The sequence below is a fragment of the Mycobacterium intermedium genome (assembly GCF_002086275.1).
GTDB lineage: Bacteria > Actinomycetota > Actinomycetes > Mycobacteriales > Mycobacteriaceae > Mycobacterium > Mycobacterium intermedium.
In genome coordinates, this window is sequence record NZ_MVHT01000111.1 from 1 (window position 1) to 18,885 (window position 18,885).

The window sequence follows — 18,885 nt, forward strand, 5'->3', positions numbered from 1 at the left end:
ATGATCATCCTCGGGAAGGTGCGCCCACTTTCACGCCACCTCATCAAGGCTCATCCACAGGTTTCGATCATTGCTCCTTGTCCGGGTCCAATCGGGAGACGGAACCGAGCCGGCAGGTCATACGCTGTTGGCGTGTCAGACTCAGATCGGCTCTACTTCCGCCAACTGCTTTCAGGTCGCGATTTCGCCGCGGGCGACGTGATCGCCATGCAAATGCGCAACTTCGCCTACCTGATCGGAGACCGCAAAACGGGCGACTGCGTGGTGGTCGATCCCGCCTACGCCGCCGGAGATTTGGTCGACGCGCTCGAAGCCGACGGCATGCACTTGTCAGGGGTGCTCGTTACGCACCACCACCCGGACCACGTGGGTGGCTCGATGATGGGTTTCGAGCTCAAGGGACTCGCCGAGCTCATGGAGCGGGTCACCGTGCCGGTGCATGTGAACACCCATGAAGCGCTTTGGGTTTCGCGCATCACCGGCATACCACTAAGCGATTTGACCGCCCACGAACATGGCGACAAGGTCAGCGTCGGCGACATCGACATCGAGTTGCTGCACACCCCGGGGCACACGCCGGGCAGCCAGTGCTTCCTGCTCGACGGCCGACTGGTAGCCGGCGACACCTTGTTCCTCGAGGGCTGCGGACGCACCGATTTCCCGGGCGGCGATTCCGACGAGATTTACCGCAGCCTGCAGCAGCTTGCGGCACTGCCCGGGGACCCTACGGTTTATCCCGGTCACTGGTACTCGGCCGAGCCAAGCGCCGCGCTGTCCGAGGTGAAACGCACCAATTACGTCTACCGCGCCAGGAATCTTGACCAGTGGCGAATGCTGATGGGTGGTTGAAACGCCGCAACGCCGAGTGCAGCCCGGCCATCTAGGATCAGGGCAGAAATGCCAGACCACTGTGACGTAAGCGAGAGGGTTGGCTTCGATGGCGTGGATCCAAGGTAGCTGGCAGGGAATCACTGACGTCGGGCCCACCACCTGGTTGGCGTGGGCCGCCTGGGCAGCCCTGGCCATCGGTGTGATCGCGCTGCTTGTCATCACCCGGCATCTGCGACGCAACCGTCAACTGGCGTTGGAGCAAAACCGCCCCTACGTCTCCATGCTGATGGAGCCGCATGTCGCGGACTGGCACGTTATCGAACTCGTCGTCCGGAACTTCGGCCGTACCGCGGCCTACGACATCCGGTTCGAGTTTCCCAACCCGCCGACGGTTGCCGCGTACGAGAACGCCTCGGACGGCTACGCCGACGTCGTCGAACTGCAGCTTCCACGCGAATTGCCGACGCTGGCGCCCAGTCAGGAGTGGCGCATGGTGTGGGATTCGGCGCTCGACCGCGCCGAGATCGGGCACGGCATCGAGACCCGGTTTTCCGGCACGGTGATCTACTACGACCGGCCCGAGCGGCCACGTGGTTGGCGGTTCTGGGACCGCGGTCGACGTCAGCTCGAGACCAAAGTCGTGCTGGACTGGGATGCCCTACCACCCGTTCAGCGCATCGAACTGATGACGACGCACGACCTGGCGAAGCGCGAGAAGCAGAAGCTGGAACTGCTGCGCAGCCTGCTGACGTACTTCCACTACGCGAGCAAGGAAACACGTCCCGACGTGTTCCGCAGCGAGATCGAGCGGATCAACCGCGCTGTCGCCGAAACCCAGGACCGGTGGCGCACCCGGCAACTCGACGAACCCACCGACGTCAGCCTGCGCTGGGGTGATGCGGAACAAGAACTGGGCAAACACCGCGGTCAGCGAGTCTGATTCAATACGACACACCGCCCGCTTCGAAAGCCCTTACAAAGGAGTAACGCGCATGAGCGGTCCTGTCACGTACACGCATGACGAGCACATCGCGGTAATCCGGATGGACGACGGCAAAGTGAATGCCCTCGGACCGACCATGCAGCAGGCGCTCAACGAGGCGATCGACAACGCCGACCGGGACAACGTCAAAGCGCTGGTCATCACCGGTAATCAGCGGGTGTTCAGCGGCGGCTTCGACCTGAAGATCCTGACCTCCGGCGGCGAGTTGCAGCCGGCTATCGACATGCTGCGTGGCGGGTTCGAGCTGGCGTACCGGCTGTTGTCCTACCCTAAGCCGGTCGTCATGGCCTGCACGGGACCGGCCATTGCCATGGGGGCGTTCCTGTTGGCCTCCGGCGACCACCGGATCGCCGCGCACGCCTACAACATCCAGGCCAACGAAGTTGCGATCGGCTTGACCATCCCGTACGCGGCCCTGGAAATCTTGAAGCTGCGGTTGACACCGTCGGCATACCAACAGGCCGCCGGCCTGTCCAAGACGTTTTTCGGCGAAACGGCACTGGCCGCCGGGTTCGTCGACGAGATCGCGTTGCCCGAGGTCGTGGTGAGCCGCGCCGAGGAAGCGGCCCGGGAATTTGCCGGCCTGAACCAGCGGGCCCATGCCGCCACGAAGTTGCGCGCCCGCGCCGACGCTCTCAAAGGCATCCGGGCCGGGATCGACAGCATCGAGAAGGAGTTCGGGCTCTAACGCCGTAGCCGGGCGTTTCAGGAGCCCGGCCGCGGGTACGCCACCGTGCATGGTGGCGGCGGACCGCATTGCCGAGCCATGGGGAGCCAGGACTCCGTACGGAGCAGGCGAGCAATGGCCAGAACGTACTGACCAATTCCTCGCCGACGGCGTCGATCCTGAGTCCGTGGACCGCTGGGCACAGTCGGCTGCGGTGCTGCACTCCAACGGCGACGGTCTGGATATCGCCGTCAAGGACGGCCGCATCGTCGGGGTCCGCGGCCGCGGAGCAGACCGGGTCAACCGGGGCCGGCTGGATCCCAAGGACCTATTCGGCTGGCAGGCAAACGCATCCACCGACCGGCTCACCACGCCCTTGGTCCGTGTCGAGGGCGAACTACGCCCAACCGACTGGGATGACGCCATGCAGCGAGTGGTGGCGCACAGCAAGCGGCTGCTAGGTGATCACGGGCCCCGTTCGATCGGCTTCTACACCTCGGGCCAGCTGTTCCTCGAGGAGTACTACACCCAGGCGGTGATCGCGCACGGAGCGATCGGAACCAACCACGTGGACGGCAACACCAGGCTGTGCACCGCAACAGCGGCCGAGGCGCTCAAGGAATCTTTCGGTTGCGATGGCCAGCCGGGCTCCTACACCGACGTCGATCACGCCGACGTCATCGCGCTGTTCGGGCACAACGTCGCGGAAACACAGACGGTGTTGTGGGCACGAATGCTGGACCGACTGGCCGGCGGCGCTCCCCCGGCGATCGTGTGTGTCGACCCGCGCACCACCCCGGTGGCTGACCGGGCCACGGTACATCTAGCGCCCCTGCCGGGGACCAACGTGGCGTTGATGAATGCGCTGCTGCACGAAATCATCAGGAACGACTGGGTGGACCACGGGTATGTGGCCACCAACACGGTCGGTTACGACGAGCTGCAACGCCGGGTCGCAGAGTTTCCGCCGGAGCGAGCCGCCGATATCTGCGGTCTCGACGCGACTGACATCCGCGCGGCTGCACGTCTTCTCGGCACCGCCGAGAGGCTGTTGTCGACGGTCCTGCAGGGCTTCTACCAGTCGCACCAGGCAACGGCGGCCAGCGTGCAGGTGAACAACATCCACCTGATCCGCGGCATGCTTGGCAGGCCCGGCTGCGGCGTGCTGCAAATGAACGGGCAACCGACCGCGGAGAACACCCGGGAATGCGGCGCCGACGGCGACCTGTCCGGGTTTCGCAACTGGGCCAACGACAGCCACATCGCGGACCTCGCCCAGCTGTGGAACCTTGAGCCGCAACAGATTCCACACTATGCACCGCCGACGCACGCGATGCAGATGTTCCGGTTCGCCCAAGAAGGCAGTTTGAAGATGTTGTGGATAACCGCAACCAATCCGGCGGTGTCGCTGCCCGAGTTGCGGCGAATTCGCGACATTTTGACACAGGAACGCCTGTTCGTCGTGGTCGAGGACATCTTCCTGACCGAGACCGCGGAGTTGGCCGACGTAGTGCTGCCAGCGGCGGCATGGGGCGAGAAAACGGGTACCTTCACCAACGCCGACCGCACCGTGCATCTCTCCGAAAAGGCTGTGGAGCCACCGGGTTCCGCACGCAGCGACCTCGATATCTTTCTCGACTACGCCCGGCGCATGGACTTCCGCGACAAAGACAACCAGCCACTCCCGGCTTGGACGGACGCGGAATCAGCGTTCGAGGCATGGAAGAAGTGCAGCGCCGGCCGGCCGTGCGACTACTCCGGGCTCAGCTACGCCAAGCTCCGCGGGGGTAGCGGCATCCAATGGCCGTGCAACGGGGACAACCCCAGCGGTACCGAACGACTCTATGCCGATGGCAAGTTCTGGGCACACCCCGATTACTGCGAGGCATACGGCAAAGACCTGATCACCGGCGCGCCGTTGGAACCCACCGAATACCGCGCGATGAATCCCCACGGCAAGGCCATCATCAAAGCGGCCGAATACCTGCCGGCGCACGAAAGGCCGTCAGACGACTACCCGTTCGCATTGATCACCGGCCGCACCGTCTATCACTTTCACACCCGGACGAAAACCGCTCGGGCACCGCAACTGCAGCGGGCAGCACCGGAAGTCTGGGTCGAGATTTCCCGCGCCGACGCAGGCCGCCTCGGGGTCGAGGACGGCGATCACGTCCAGGTGTGTACCCCGCGCGGCATGATCACCTGTCCCGCACGACTCAGCGCCATCCGCGACGGAGTGGTGTTCGTCCCCTTCCACTACGGCTACTGGGATGCTCCCGACCCCCGCAACCATCACCGTGCGGGCAACGAACTCACCCTCACCGATTGGGACCCGGTCTCCAAGCAGCCGATTTTCAAGACCGCGGCGGCCCGCGTACTGCCGCCCGGTCCACCGAGACCAACCGCTCGGGAGGCCTGATGAAGCTCAAGCTCGCGATCCGCGAACTTTATCGCTCCGAGCGAAAGCTCGGTCGCGCGCTCAATAGCGTCGCGGCGCGGCACCACCACGACCACGACATTTGTCACGTCGCCCACGACCTGGCGCACTGGTCCTACCACCATCTCGAAGAACTGGCCGGCCATGGACCCCATTACGGCCTGCGGCTGTCCCCCAACCCGCGCATCGGCACGGTTTCCGGCCTCGCTCAGTCGCGAGTCAGCGAGCTGCTTCGGCGTCGTCCAGAACCCGCCCTGATGCTGCTCGCCGACCTGCGGCACCTCCACCGGTTGGCCGCCGGAGTGTCGTTGGACTGGGAACTACTGGGCCAAGCCGGGCAGGCCGCCAAGGACTGGGAACTCGTCGACCTCGCCTCGCGGTGCCATCCCCAGACGCTGCGCCAGATGCGCTGGGCCAATGCGATGCTGAAGGAACTGTCGCCACAGGTACTTACCAGTTGATCCGAGGGTGATGCGGTTGCCGTAACCAAGTCTCGGCAACCGCGTCACACCGGCGCCTCCTCCTGCTGGAGATTTTGACACGGAACCGGTGGTCGCCTCAGTGATATTGGCGGAACCGTTCGAGATATTTCACCCAGTTCCAGGTGGAGAGGAACGCCTCGGCGGCCTTGTAGCCCTTGCCGAAGAGCGCGGTGGCATCTGTTCGCGAGATGTTGAAGTCGAGGAAGTTGACGGCGGTGGAGTCGACCCGGATCGCGCGCGCACTGACCCACGGCTGGTTGAGGTAGGTCTGATCACGTCCGACGAACATGGTGGTGATCAGCTGTTCTAGGAGTACCGACGGCGGCCCCAACAGGCGCAGTGCGCCGATCCCGGGAATCACCTGATCGTTGCCTTCGGGCAGATTGGGCAGCACCGTGATGCCGAACGTGGGCCAGCGGGGTGGTTTCCCGTCGAGACGGTCGAACGAGTCGATCGGGAAGTTCGACAGCACCCCGCCGTCCACCAAGGTGGAGGTCAGCCCGTCGGCGCTGGTCAGGGTGACCGGACGGAAGTAGAAGGGGATGGACATCGAGGCGCGGACCGCGTCGGCGACTACTTGCTCGTCGGGATCCAATCCGTAGATCCTGCGGTAGTCCCAGGGCAGCCGCACCAACTGCCCGGTCGTGATGTCAGTGACCGTCACCGCCAGCCGGTAGCGACGCTCCTCCGGCATCTGCTTGTCGTTGAGGGCCAGATCGCCGAACTTTGTCACCCCGAGGTTCTTCAGCTCGCTCCGGATCCACTGGTGCGCGAAGTCGCCGCGGTAGATGCCGCTGTCTCTTACCAGGCCCCAGGCCTGCCCGACGACGGGTAGATGCCCCGCCGGCCCGGCGTCGCGGAACTTCGGGTACGGCAGAGTCAGCGCCATTTCCTTGATCTGCGCGGTGGTCAGCTGATCGCCGTTGGAGGCGGCCGCCAGGATGGAGCCGACCAGCGAACCGGCCGAAACGCCAGAGACCCGTTTGACGGAGTAGCCCGCGTCCATGAGGGCCACGACGGCACCCACCAGCCCGACGCCTTTGACACCCCCACCCGACAAGACCAGATCCACCGGCTTCGGCTTGGCTGGGCTCTCCGTTGCCATCAGCTACTCCGCATCTTGCGACGAAACCCATTGGTAGGGGAGGAATTTCCCGTCCAAGGTCACCACGACACGGTCACCCGAGGGGTGTGGCTTCTTTTGCAGGTCGATGCTGAAGTTGATGGCACTCATGATGCCGTCGCCGAACTGTTCGTGAATGACTTCCTTGATGGCGCCGCCGTAGACCTGAAGCGCTTCGTAGAAGCGGTAGATGGTGGGGTCGGTAGGAACCTTGGGCAGCTCGCCTCGCATCGGCGGCGCCGCCAGTATCGGCACTGCCGACTCGTCCAGACCGAGCAGCTCCGCAAGGACGGTGCCGAGCTCGGCCGGAATGGGGTGCTGACCGAGCAACGCCGAGGTTGTCCACAACAGCGGCCTGTCGATGGCGTCGGCCAGCTGCTGCCAACTGAGGCCTCTCGCCAGGCGGTTTACCACGATCTGTTCGGTGATCTCGTGTCTGTTCATAGTCACCAGCATTGCCGAGCCGACCAGGATGCGCACCGAGTGGTCAGTGCAGGATCACGGCCGCCAACACGAATACTCCGACCAGCCCCAACAGTCCGACGATCGGCCAGCCCGCCACGATCTTGCCGCGGGTGGACTTGACCACCATGACGACCAGCGTCGTCACCAAGACGGCCGCCACTCCGATCCACATCGTGAGCATCGCCGGGAACACCCGATAGCTGGCGTCGCACGCCGAATCGTGACAGGCGTCGGTCGCCATCGCGAAGAAGAACGAGACCCAGACGCACAACGCGCCGGCGGCAAGCAGCAGTGCGTACAACAGGTAGCCGATGACGTTCCAGATCACCGTGCTCCGGGTCCGGGCATCCATCGGCGGCGGCACGCGAGTCACCATGCGTCCAACGCGGGCGGCACGCAAGTCACCAACGTCCGAAGTGCACAACCTCGTCAAAGGGCCGACGGTCCGGCTTGCGTATCGGGGTAAGCGGACGATCCGCCGGGTACCCGACACCGAGCATGAACGCGACCAGGTGATCGTCGGGGACACCCAGGATGGACCGGGCCTTCTCCTGATCCCCGACCGACGAATGCCCGGTACCGATACCCAGGTCGGTGGCCGCGATCATCATCGCCATCGTCGCCTGTCCGACGTCGTATTGATCGGTCAGCCTGCGCCGGTCGTCCGGCGGCACCGGCACCACCAACACAATCGCAGCCGCCGCCGAGGCAATGTGGCCCGCGCCCCGCCAGACCGTCGAAAGTTCTTGCAATTGACCGTGATCGGTGACAACGACGAAATCCCACGGCTGACGGTTCTTTGCCGACGGCGCGCGCCAACCGGCCTCGACAACACGTTTCAGGTCAGCTTCGGGGACCGGCTTCGGCAGGTACTGGCGCACATTGCGCCGGGCACAGATCGCGTCCCAGGTTTCCATCGCGTTCCTCCCGTAAGGGCCGACTTGAGTGGGGCACCCCGACCGCCCCGACCATGTTGCCACCGTTGTCGGACCCGGCGTCTATGGTGACGGCCAATGGCGCTTCATCTCCATCGTGCCGAACGCACCGATGTCCTTGCTGACGGGCTCGGCGCCCTGCTGGCCAGCCCCCTGGCTGACCCGTTCGCCGAAGAGCTCGTGCTGGTGCCTGCCCGGGGTGTGGAACGGTGGCTGAGTCAGCGGCTTTCGCACATCCTCGGGGCCGTGCACGGCGACGGTGTGTGCGCGGGCGTATCGTTCCGCAATCCCGCGTCGCTGATCGCCGAGATCACCGGGACCGCCGACGACGATCCCTGGTCGCCGGAGTCCATGACCTGGCCGCTGTTGGAGGTGATCGACGCCAGCCTCGACGAGCCGTGGTGCCAAACGTTGGCGAAACACCTGGGACACTTCGACACCGGCGCGGAAGCAGAATTGCGCAAGGGGCGCCGCTATGCGGTGGCCCGCCGGCTCGCCGGCTTGTTCGCCTCCTACGCCAGACAACGCCCGGAGTTGCTCGCCGGATGGCTGGAAGACGGCTCCGGCGACCCACCTGGCGACCTCGATGCCGATTTGGCCTGGCAGCCGGAGTTGTGGCGGTCGCTGGTGGCACGGGTGTCGGCCGATCCGCCTCATGTCCGCCACGCCAAGACCCTGGCTCGACTGCGTGAAGCGCCCACGGACCTGCCGGTTCGGCTGTCCCTGTTCGGGCATACCCGGCTGCCGCGCACCGACATCGAGTTGCTTGACGCCCTGTCGACCCATCACGACCTACACCTGTGGCTGCCGCATCCCAGCGACGATCTGTGGCGGGCCCTGCAAAGCGATGACGACCTCAAGGGAGCGGTCCCGCGACGCGCCGACACCAGCGGCCGCGCCGCCAGACATCCCTTGCTGGAGACCCTTGGCCGCGACCTTCGTGAGTTGCAGCGCTCCTTGCCGGCTACTCCGGCAACCGACGAGTTTATCGGTGGCACAACCAAATCCGACACCTTGCTGGGATGGCTGCAGGCGGACATCGCGGCCAACAACATCAACGCCGAGGGCCGGTCGCTGGGTGAGGACGACCGTTCGGTGCAGGTCCACGCCTGTCATGGCCCCGCCCGCCAGATCGACGTGCTGCGCGAGGTGTTGCTCGGCCTGCTCCAGGACGACCCCACTCTCGAGCCGCGCGACATCGTGGTGATGTGTCCGGATATCGAAACGTACGCACCCCTGATCGTCGCCGGCTTCGGGCTCGGTGAGGTCGCGGGCGACACCCACCCCGCCCACCGGCTGCGGGTCAAACTCGCTGACCGGGCGCTGATCCAGACCAACCCGTTGCTCGGCGTCGCCGCCGAGTTGCTCACCATCGCCGGCAGCCGCGCCACCGCCAGCCAGGTGCTCAACCTCGCCCACGCCGCGCCGGTGCGTGCCAGGTTCGGTTTCACCGACGACGACCTCGACGCCATCACCGACTGGGTGCGCCAGGCGAACATCCGTTGGGGGTTCGACCCGGCTCACCGCCAGCCATACGGGCTGGACCATTTTGTGCACAACACCTGGCGGTTCGGCCTCGACCGCATCCTCACCGGCGTGGCAATGTCCGACGACTCGCAGGCCTGGCTGGACACCGCACTGCCGCTCGACGATGTGGGCAGCAACCAGGTGGAGCTGGCGGGCCGCCTGGCCGAGTATGTCGAGCGTCTACACAAGACTTGCGAAAGCCTCAGTGGCACAAAGCCATTGACCGATTGGCTGGAAACGCTCACTACGGGGGTGCGCCTGCTCACCCGGTCCGATGAGGCGTGGCAGGAAGCACAGTTGCAGCGCGAATTCGCCGATGTCGTGCGGCAGGCGGGCGCTCGTGCCGCAACCCAACTGCGGCTAGCCGACGTATCGGCGTTGCTGGGTAATTACCTGGCCGGACGACCGACGCGGGCCAACTTCCGCACCGGCACGCTCACGGTCTGCACGATGGTCCCGATGCGTTCGGTACCGCACCGGGTGGTGTGTTTGGTCGGCCTCGACGACGGGTCGTTCCCCCGGCACACCGTTGCCGACGGCGACGACGCGCTGGCCCGCGAACCGATGACCGGCGAGCGCGACATCCGCGCCGAAGACCGTCAACTGCTGCTCGACGCGATCTGCGCCGCAACCGAAACGCTGGTGATCACCTACACCGGCGCCGACGAACACAGTGGCCACCCGCGTCCCCCGTCGGTACCCCTCGCCGAGTTGCTCGACGCGCTGGACCGGACGACGTCGGCGCCGGTCCGCGAACGCATCGTCGTCCGACATCCGCTGCAACCGTTCGACCGCAAGAACGTGGCACCCGGTGCACTGATCCCCGGCAAGCCGTTTACCTTCGACCCCACGGCATTGGCCGCCGCCCAGGCTCTCACCGGAACCCGTTGCACACCAAAGTCTTTCATCTCTGAACCGCTGCCTGCCACACCCGCGGGCGACGTGACCCTGGCAGACCTGACCGACTTCTTCAAGGATCCGGTCAAAGGCTTCTTCCGGGCCCTCGACTACACCCTGCCCTGGGATGTCGATGCGGTCGCAGACGCCATGCCCGTCGAGATCGAGCCCCTTGAGGCATGGACGGTTGGCGACCGGATGCTGCGCGACATGCTTCGCGGCATGCATCCCGATACCGCCGCGAACGCGGAGTGGCGCCGCGGCACGCTCCCGCCGGGACGGCTGGGGATGCGCAAGGCGACAGAGATCCGCGATCTCGCGCGGGAACTGGCCGTGGCCGCACTGCGACACCGAAAGGGTGACGGGGACGCTTACAACATCGACGTCGATCTCGGCAGTGGGCGCCACCTCACCGGCACCGTCTCACCCGTGTACACCGAACACATGGTGTCGGTGACGTATTCGAGATTGGCGCCCAAACATGTTCTGCCCGCCTGGATCAACCTGCTGGCGCTGGCCGCGCAACACCCGGACCGTGGCTGGTCGACGCTCTGCATCGGCCGCAGCAAAAGCCGGAACCGTATCGCGCAACAGCTCTTCACGCCTCCAGTCGACCCATTGGCGGTGCTGCGCGACCTGGTGTCGATCTATGACGCGGGCCGGCGCGAACCACTACCGCTGCCCTTGAACACGTCCTACGCGTGGGCATTGGCACGCCGCGACGGCGACGACCCGTACCCCGCCGCGCGAGCAGCGTGGGCATCGAACGATTATCGGCGCGGCGACGAGGCCGATCGCGCGCACCAACGCGTCTGGGGCGACCGGCCCGCGTTCGAAGTGCTGCTGGTCCCGCCGCAGCCCGGGGAGGAGATGGAAGGCGAGGACACTCGACTGGGTGCGTTGGCGGCGCGGTTGTGGCTGCCGCTGTTGGACTGCGAACTATCCTCCGAAGGGCCACCGCGCTGATGGACCGGTTCGATTTGCTGGGCCCACTGCCCACACCACGTTCCACCACCGTCCTGGAAGCCAGCGCGGGCACCGGCAAGACATTTGCGTTGGCCGGATTGGTCACCCGCTACCTTGCCGAGACGGACGTCACCCTCGACGAAATGCTGCTGATCACGTTCAACCGCGCGGCCAGCCGTGAACTCCGCGAGCGGGTCCGCGATCAGATGGTCGACGCGGTGGCGGCCCTGGACGGCCGAAAGCCACCGGCCAACGACCTGGTCAAGCATCTGCTGGCGGGCGACCGGGAAGTACCGGTTGTCGAACTCAAGCGTAGGCGCGCCCGGTTGCGCGCGGCGCTGGCGAACTTCGATGCAGCAACCATCGCCACCACCCATGAGTTCTGTGGCTCAGTTCTGAAATCCCTTGGTGTGGTTGGCGATACCGACACCGGCCTCACCCTTCAGGAGGATCTGGACGACCTGGTCACCGAGATCGTCAACGACCTCTACCTCGGGCACTTCGGTCGTCAGGAGGACACTCCCCTGCTGACGTACGCGCAGGCCCTCACCCTGGCTCGGGAGGTCGTCGGCGACCCGTGCGCGCAACTGCGACCGCTCGACCCCGAACCGGGCAGCGAAGCCGAGGTCCGGTTGCGATTTGCCGACGAGCTGAAAAAACAGCTCGAGCACCGCAAGCGGCGACTGCGGATCCTCGGCTACGACGACTTACTGGTTCGACTGGCGAAAGCCCTTGAGGCAGAGGACTCGCCGGCCCGGGACCGGATGCGGCGACGATGGCGGATCGTGCTGGTCGACGAGTTCCAGGACACCGACCCCATCCAGTGGCGCGTGCTCGACTGCGCGTTCCGCGGTCACTCGACGCTGGTCCTGATCGGCGACCCCAAGCAGGCCATCTACGGCTTCCGCGGCGGCGATATCCACACCTACCTGCAAGCGGCGCGCAAGGCCGACAACCGCTACACCCTGAGCATCAACTGGCGCAGCGACCGTGCGCTGGTAGAGAGCCTGCAGACCGTAATGCAGGGCGCCACATTGGGTCACCCCGAGATCGTGGTGCGCGAGATCGACGCCCAGCACGACGGACATCGGTTGGCCGGCGCGCCGCACCCTGCGCCGTTCCGATTGCGGGTGGTGCCACGCTCCGCGGTCGGCTACAGCGGCACCGCGAACGTGCCGATCGACGCGTTGCGTCGCCACATTCCGAAGGATCTGGCCGCCGATATCGCATCTTTGTTGGCCAGCGGTGCCACCTTCGATGGCCAGCCGATCGCCGCCGGACACCTAGCGGTCATCGTCGAGAATCACCGAGATGCGCGGGCCTGCCGCGACGCGTTGGCTGCGGCCGGCATCCCGGCGATCTACACCGGTGACACCGACGTATTCGCGTCCGCGGCGGCCAGGGATTGGCTGTGCTTGCTGGAAGCGTTCGACGCACCGCAGCGCAGTGGACTGGTCCGCGCAGCAGCATGCACGATGTTCTTCGGTGAGACAGCGGAAACCCTTGCCGCGGAGGAGGATGCGCTCACCGACCGGGTGGCCGGCACATTGCGGCTATGGGTGGAGCAAGCCCGACAGCGAGGTATCGCGGCGGTGTTCGAGGCGGCGCACCTCGCGGGCATGGGCCGGCGAGTGCTGCAACAGCGGGGCGGTGAGCGACACATGACCGACCTGGCGCACATCGCGCAGCTGTTGCACGAGACCGCCCACCGGGAACATTACGGCCTTCCAGCGCTACGCGATTGGCTGCGCAAGCAGTGCGAGGCGTCGCGCGGCACGATCGAACACAGCCGCCGATTGGACAGCGACGCCGCGGCGGTACAGATCATGACGGTGTTCGTGGCCAAGGGTCTGCAATTCCCGATCGTGTACTTGCCGTTCATGTTCAATCGCTTCGTTCGCAGCGACGACATCCTGCTCTATCACGACGAGTCCGAAACTCGCTGCTTGTACATCGGCGGGACCAAGGGCACTGCACGCAAGGCGGTCGAACAGTGCAACCGCATCGAGGCGGCCCGCGACAACATCCGACTCACCTATGTCGCGCTTACCCGCGCACAGTCGCAGGTGGTGGCGTGGTGGGCGCCAACCAGGGACGAAGTCAACGGCGGGCTATCCCGGCTACTGCGTGGTCGCGGTATCGGCGAAGCACAGGTGCCTGACTGTTGCGCGCCGCGCATCAGTGACGAGGAGGCGTTGGAAATCTTCGGCCGGTGGCAGGAAGCCGGTGGCCCGACGGTGGAGGTGTCGGAGATCGCCGCTGCCGCCGCCCCGGACGTGGCGCCCATCGTCGAAGACTTGGCCGTCAGGCACTTTCACCGCGCCATCGACACCACGTGGCGCAGAACGTCGTATTCGGCACTGGTCCGCGACCGCGATACCGCCACCACGAGCGCTGGCGTCGTCAGCGAACCGGAGGTCGCCGTGCGCGACGACGAGGTGGACGCCCTGGACGCCAGCGTGGGCACCGAACCGAGCCCGGACGCCGCCGTCGCACTGCCCTCCCCGCTCGCCGAGATGCCGTCCGGCGCCACGTTCGGGTCGCTGGTGCACGCGGTGCTGGAGTCCGCCGACCCGCAGGCCGCGGACTTGGCCGCCGAACTCCGCGAGCAGGCGGACCGGCACCTGCCCTGGTGGCCGGTCGGCGTCGCCCCTTCCGATCTGGCGAACGCCCTGATCCCGATGCACGACACCCAGCTCGGACCGTTGAGCGACGGATTGACGCTACGCCATATTGGGCTGCGGGACCGGTTGCGGGAGATGGACTTCGAGATCCCGCTCACCGGCGGCGACCGGCGCCGCCGCGCGCCCGTCGTGACATTGGCGGACATGGGCGAGCTGCTGCGTTCGCACTTGCGCAAAGACGACCCGCTCGTCTCCTACGCCGATCGCCTGACGTCGGCTCCGTTGGCCGGCCAGTCGCTGCGTGGGTACCTGTCGGGTTCGATCGACGTGGTGTTGCGGCTACCGCAACAGCGCTACCTCGTCGTGGACTACAAGACCAACAATCTGGGCCCGACCGCGGCGGACTACGAGTTTCCCCGACTGGTCGAAGCGATGCTGCATTCGGACTATCCGCTGCAGGCATTGCTGTACAACGTTGTGCTGCACCGCTTTCTGCGTTGGCGACAGCCCGGTTACGACCCCGAGCAACACCTGGGCGGGGTGCTGTACCTGTTCGTCCGCGGCATGTGTGGATCCGAAACCCCGACGCTCCACGGCCACCCGGCGGGCGTCTTCAGTTGGCTTCCACCGGCGCCGTTGATAACGGAGCTCTCCGATCTGCTCGATGCGAGGCCGGCATGACCGTCACCGACGCGGAACTCGCCGTAAGGGCTGACGGTCTGCTACGCACTTTCAACGAGGCCGGCATCTTCGATGTCGCTGATATCCATGTGGCGCAACGTATTTGCGCACTGGGCAAGGAGAACGACGAGCGGGTGGCGCTTGCGGTGGCGTTCGCGGTGCGGGCCCTGCGCAGCGGATCGGTGTGTGTGGACCTCACGACGATCGCCGACATCACCACGCCCGCACTCCCCGACCTGCCCCTGCCGGATAGCGCGCAGCTGCTGTCGGCAGTACGAGCGAGTCCCTTGTGCGACACCCCGCCCGTGCTGCATCTGCTTGACGACCGCCTGCTCTACCTCGACCGATATTGGCGCGAGGAAGAGCAGGTGTGCCGCGACCTGCTGGGCTTGTTGTCCTCGCGACCAAAGGCGGAGCTGCCCGACTTGCAGCGACTTTTCCCTCCCGGATATGAGGAGCAGCGCCAAGCGGCGGAAACGGCGCTGGTGCAAGGCGTTACCGTCCTGACCGGCGGTCCCGGTACCGGCAAGACGACCACGATCGCCCGGCTGCTGGCTGCGGTCGCCGAGCAAGCCGACCTGGCGGCTGGGCACCGGCCCCGGATTGCGCTCGCCGCGCCGACCGGAAAGGCCGCGGCACGGCTGGCCGAGGCCGTGCAAGAGGAATTGGCCGACCTCGACGTCGCCGACCGCGCACGGCTGGGGCCCCTGGAAGCGGTAACGCTGCATCGCCTGCTCGGATCCAAACCGGGTACGTCGGCACGGTTTCGCCATGACCGCGCCAACCGGTTACCGCACGACGTGATCGTGGTGGATGAGACCTCGATGGTGTCGCTCACGCTGATGGCCCGGCTGGTCGAGGCGGTTCGACCGGGAGCGCGGCTGATCCTGGTCGGTGACGCCGACCAGCTTGCTTCCGTGGAGGCCGGCGCGGTGCTGGCGGATCTGGTGGACGGCCTCTCGGCGCGAGACGACGTGCGTGTGGCGGCGCTGCGCACCTCGCACCGGTTTGGGAAGTCGATCGCAGAGTTGGCGCACGCGATCAAGAGCGGCGATGCGGATTACGCACTCGCACTGCTGCGTTCGGGTGACGACCATATCGAGTTCATCGAGGACGAAGATCCGACGGCAAAGATTCGAGCGGTGGTGGTTCCGCACGCGCTGCGGCTGCGCGAAGCGGCGCTGTTGGGGGCCGCGGATACCGCACTGGCCACGCTGAACGAACACCGGCTGCTGTGTGCGCACCGGCGCGGACTGTTCGGCGTGCAGTTCTGGAACCGGCAGGCTGAAATCTGGCTTGCGGAGGAGACCGGGCAACCGCCGTGGACGCAGTGGTATGCCGGCCGTCCCCTGCTGGTGACGGCCAATGATTACGGGTTGCGGGTGTACAACGGCGACACCGGGGTTGTGGTGTCCGGCCCGGACGGCCTGCGCGCCGTGATCGCCGGGGCCTCCGGAAAGCTTGATTTCGGCACCGGCCGACTGTCCGACGTCGAGACGATGCACGCGATGACCATTCACAAGAGCCAGGGCAGCCAGGCCGACGAGGTCACGGTGCTGATGCCGCCCACGGACTCCCGGTTGCTGACGCGTGAGTTGTTCTACACGGCGGTCACGCGCGCCAAGAACAGGGTGCGGGTGGTCGGACGCGAAGCCGAGGTGCGCGGCGCGATCGAGCGCCGGGCGCTCCGCGCAACTGGCCTGCGGATGCGCTTGCAGCAGTAGGCGCGCACCGTTTTGGGCCGACGCCCTTGGCCCCGGGGTCTGGCGCTGGTTCTACCCTGGTCGGGTGGTCACCGAAACAAACCAGCTACGCATTTCGAACGTCAAGGTCTTCGACAGCGTCGCGGCCCGGATTACCGGACCCATGGACGTCGTCATCGCCAACGGGGTGATCGAAACCGTCGCTGCCGCCGGCTCGACGGAAACCTCGGGTACCACCATCGACGGGACGGGCAAGACGCTGCTACCCGGATTGATCGACGCGCACTGGCACGCCGTGTTCACCACCATCTCGCCGCTGGTGGCTCAGACCGCCGACATCGGCTACGTGTTCGCGCGCGCGATCGACAGTGCCAAGGAAACGTTGTTGCGCGGCTTCACCACGGTCCGCGATCTGGGTGGGCCCGTGTTCGGCTTGAAGCACGCCATCGATGAGGGGGTGGTCCCCGGGCCGCGGATCTTCCCGGCGGGCGGGTTCATCTCCCAGACCGGCGGACACGGCGACTTCCGGCTGCCCCACGAAATTCCCCGCGGAATCTGCGGCCATCTGAGTTATACCGAGATCATCGGCGCCGCGGTCATTGCCGACGGCGAAGCCGAGGTGCTGCGCGGTGCACGTGAGATGCTGCGCCGCGGCGCGTCGCAAATCAAGCTGATGGCCGGCGGTGGTGTCGCATCGACCTACGACCCACTTGACGTCTCCCAGTTCACCGAGGCCGAAATGCATGCGGCGGTAGAGGCCGCCGAGAATTGGGGCACCTACGTCACCGTGCACGCATACACGCCGCGCGCGATCCGCACCGCCGTGGCGGCCGGGGTCCGGTGCGTGGAGCACGGCCAACTCATCGATGAGGACACCGTCGCGTTGCTCGCCGAAAAGGACATCTGGTGGTGTCTACAACCGTTTCTCGACGACGACGACAAGCCGCCGCTGGCACCGGCGAACGTCGCCAAGTTGAAGGAGATGGTCGCCGGCACCGACACCGCTTATCAGTTGGCCATCAAGCATGGAGTCAAGATCGCGTTCGGCACCGACACCTTGTTCGACGCCAAGTTGGCCAGCCGTCAAGGCGCGCAGCTCGCCAAACTCACCCGCTGGTTTACTCCCGCGGAAGTGTTGCAGCAGGCGACTTTCCACAATGCCCAATTGCTCGAAATGTGCGGACCGCGTTACCCCTACCCCGGACGCCTGGGGGTGGTGGTCGAAGGGGCGTTGGCCGACTTGATTCTGGTCGACGGCGACCCGGTTGCCGACATCTCCCTGATCACCAGACCCGACGAGGCGTTCACCGCGATCATCAAGGAAGGCCGTCTGGTCAAGGGGGTCGCCTGCTAGGCGGAGCAGACGGGGTGCCGAGTTTTCAGAGTGAGCCGCCCGACCCGCCGGCGCCACCCGCGCCTCCGGGTCCTCCGCTATCGCCAACCGGCGCGCCTCCGGAAGCGCCGGCGACGCCGTCACTGCCTGGAGCGATGATCGGCCCGTAGTTACCGGTTCCGCCAGTTCCGCCTTTGCCGCCGGCGCCGCCATGCCCAGGCGGGGTCAGGAAATCGCCCGGGCCGCCCTGGCCGCCCTGGCCGCCCTTGCCGCCATCGCCACCGGCGGCGCTCAAGCCATTGCCGCCAGCGCCGCCATTGCCGCCGTTGCCGCCCTTAGCGCCAGAACTCACCGACTGCCCACCTTCGCCACCGATGCCGCCTTCACCACCGGCCCCACCAACGACGACGCCGTCTCCTCCGCGACCGCCGTTGCCACCGTTACCACTAGGGCCGATATTCGTCACTCCGCCATTGCCGCCAGTGCCGCCGGTTCCTCCGATACCGACAACTCCTTTGCCGCCGGTCGCCCCCACCTGAGAGCCGGCGCCGCCGGCTCCCCCGGTTCCGCCGTTGCCACCGATTCCGCCCTGTCCTCCATCGCCACCGTTACCGGCGTTGAAGAAGTCCGTGAGGCCGTCGCCACCACGCCCACCGTTTCCGCCGTATCCGCCCATTCCGCCCCGCCCGCCGGCTCCACCGGCGCCCTGGTCACCGTTCGTTCCTGAGCTGGCCCTGGCAATACCGCCGGCCCCGCCGGTGCCGCCGGTACCACCGGTACCACCGGTGCCGCCCTGCCCTCCGGCGCCGCCGGTGCCGCCGTCGAACGACGTGACTGTGCCGTTGCTGCCCGTGGAACCGGTAGCACCCCGCGCGCCCAACCCCCCTTCCCCGCCGGTGCCGCCGCTACCACCATTCCCGCCGTTGCCACTATTCGTCCCGCCCGCGCCGCCGGCGCCACCGGTGCCTCCGACACCACCGAGGCGGGGCGTGGCGGAAACGGAGGAAAGGGCGGGGCGGTCGGCAACGGCGGCAACGGCGGCAATGGTGGCAACGGCATGAACCCCGGCATCACGACCGGCGTGGCTGGCGGAGCCGGTGGAAACGGCGGAACGGGCGGACTCACTCGTGGTGATGGCGGCAACGGCGGAAACGGCGGCGCAAGCGCGGGCGGAGCCACGATGGGCGGGGCCGGAGGCCGGGGGGGGGACG

General features: G+C 66.4%; 13 protein-coding genes and 1 pseudogene. 9 read left to right on the forward strand and 5 right to left on the reverse strand.

All coding sequences use genetic code 11. The features are described 5' to 3' along the window. Positions 1-132 precede the first annotated feature (132 nt). From BST27_RS26590 to BST27_RS26610, 5 genes are all read left to right on the forward strand, one after another. Positions 133-849 carry an MBL fold metallo-hydrolase gene (locus BST27_RS26590; RefSeq protein WP_069421474.1) on the forward strand — a complete coding sequence of 239 codons (717 nt, stop codon included), beginning with the start codon at positions 133-135 and terminating at the stop codon, positions 847-849. Between the two features lie 88 nt (positions 850-937). Next, positions 938-1,771, forward strand: coding sequence for a hypothetical protein (locus BST27_RS26595; protein WP_069421475.1), 834 nt, complete (start codon positions 938-940; stop codon positions 1,769-1,771). A gap of 52 nt (positions 1,772-1,823) precedes the next feature. Further along, the gene (locus BST27_RS26600) at positions 1,824-2,522 is read left to right on the forward strand and encodes a crotonase/enoyl-CoA hydratase family protein (RefSeq protein ID WP_069421476.1); all 699 of its coding nucleotides are present in this window, start codon (positions 1,824-1,826) and stop codon (positions 2,520-2,522) included. A 52-nt stretch (positions 2,523-2,574) separates the two neighbouring features. Then, a complete protein-coding gene (locus BST27_RS26605) occupies positions 2,575-4,920 on the forward strand; it encodes a molybdopterin oxidoreductase family protein (protein WP_069421499.1) in 2,346 nt (781 codons plus the stop codon). Further along, the gene (locus BST27_RS26610) at positions 4,920-5,399 is read left to right on the forward strand and encodes a hypothetical protein (RefSeq protein ID WP_069421477.1); all 480 of its coding nucleotides are present in this window, start codon (positions 4,920-4,922) and stop codon (positions 5,397-5,399) included. The genes BST27_RS26605 and BST27_RS26610 overlap by 1 nt, the downstream gene beginning before the upstream one ends. A 97-nt stretch (positions 5,400-5,496) precedes the next feature. Here the strand turns inward: BST27_RS26610 and BST27_RS26615 are convergent, their stop codons facing one another. Genes BST27_RS26615 through BST27_RS26630 form a run of 4 tightly spaced genes read right to left on the reverse strand, consistent with a single transcriptional unit; the run spans position 5,497 to position 7,925 of the window. Then, positions 5,497-6,525, reverse strand: coding sequence for a patatin-like phospholipase family protein (locus BST27_RS26615; RefSeq protein WP_069421478.1), 1,029 nt, complete (start codon positions 6,523-6,525; stop codon positions 5,497-5,499). 3 nt (positions 6,526-6,528) lie between these two features. Beyond that, positions 6,529-6,987, reverse strand: a complete 459-nt coding sequence (gene cynS, locus BST27_RS26620; RefSeq protein WP_443677772.1) for a cyanase — start codon at positions 6,985-6,987, stop codon at positions 6,529-6,531. Positions 6,988-7,030: 43 nt separating this feature from the next. Further along, on the reverse strand, positions 7,031-7,384 hold the full coding sequence (locus BST27_RS26625; protein ID WP_415624145.1) for a hypothetical protein: 354 nt from the start codon (positions 7,382-7,384) through the stop codon (positions 7,031-7,033). A gap of 25 nt (positions 7,385-7,409) precedes the next feature. Further along, positions 7,410-7,925 carry a nitroreductase family protein gene (locus BST27_RS26630; protein WP_069421479.1) on the reverse strand — a complete coding sequence of 172 codons (516 nt, stop codon included), beginning with the start codon at positions 7,923-7,925 and terminating at the stop codon, positions 7,410-7,412. 96 nt (positions 7,926-8,021) lie between these two features. On the opposite strand from BST27_RS26630, the gene recC reads away from it, so the two are divergent. The 4 genes from recC (at position 8,022) to BST27_RS26650 (ending at position 17,695) form a co-directional block, all read left to right on the forward strand. After that, complete coding sequence (gene recC, locus BST27_RS26635) at positions 8,022-11,333, forward strand: exodeoxyribonuclease V subunit gamma (RefSeq protein WP_069421480.1); 3,312 nt, start codon at positions 8,022-8,024, stop codon at positions 11,331-11,333. Beyond that, complete coding sequence (recB, locus tag BST27_RS26640) at positions 11,333-14,638, forward strand: exodeoxyribonuclease V subunit beta (RefSeq protein ID WP_069421481.1); 3,306 nt, start codon at positions 11,333-11,335, stop codon at positions 14,636-14,638. The genes recC and recB overlap by 1 nt, the downstream gene beginning before the upstream one ends. Next, positions 14,635-16,362 carry an exodeoxyribonuclease V subunit alpha gene (gene recD, locus BST27_RS26645; protein ID WP_069421482.1) on the forward strand — a complete coding sequence of 576 codons (1,728 nt, stop codon included), beginning with the start codon at positions 14,635-14,637 and terminating at the stop codon, positions 16,360-16,362. Before recB ends, recD begins: the two co-directional genes overlap by 4 nt. 64 nt (positions 16,363-16,426) lie before the next feature. Further along, on the forward strand, positions 16,427-17,695 hold the full coding sequence (locus BST27_RS26650; protein WP_069421483.1) for a metal-dependent hydrolase family protein: 1,269 nt from the start codon (positions 16,427-16,429) through the stop codon (positions 17,693-17,695). Positions 17,696-17,720: 25 nt separating this feature from the next. Here BST27_RS26650 and BST27_RS34655 read toward each other — a convergent pair. Further along, positions 17,721-18,885, reverse strand: a pseudogene (locus BST27_RS34655) (hypothetical protein); the annotation flags it as partial.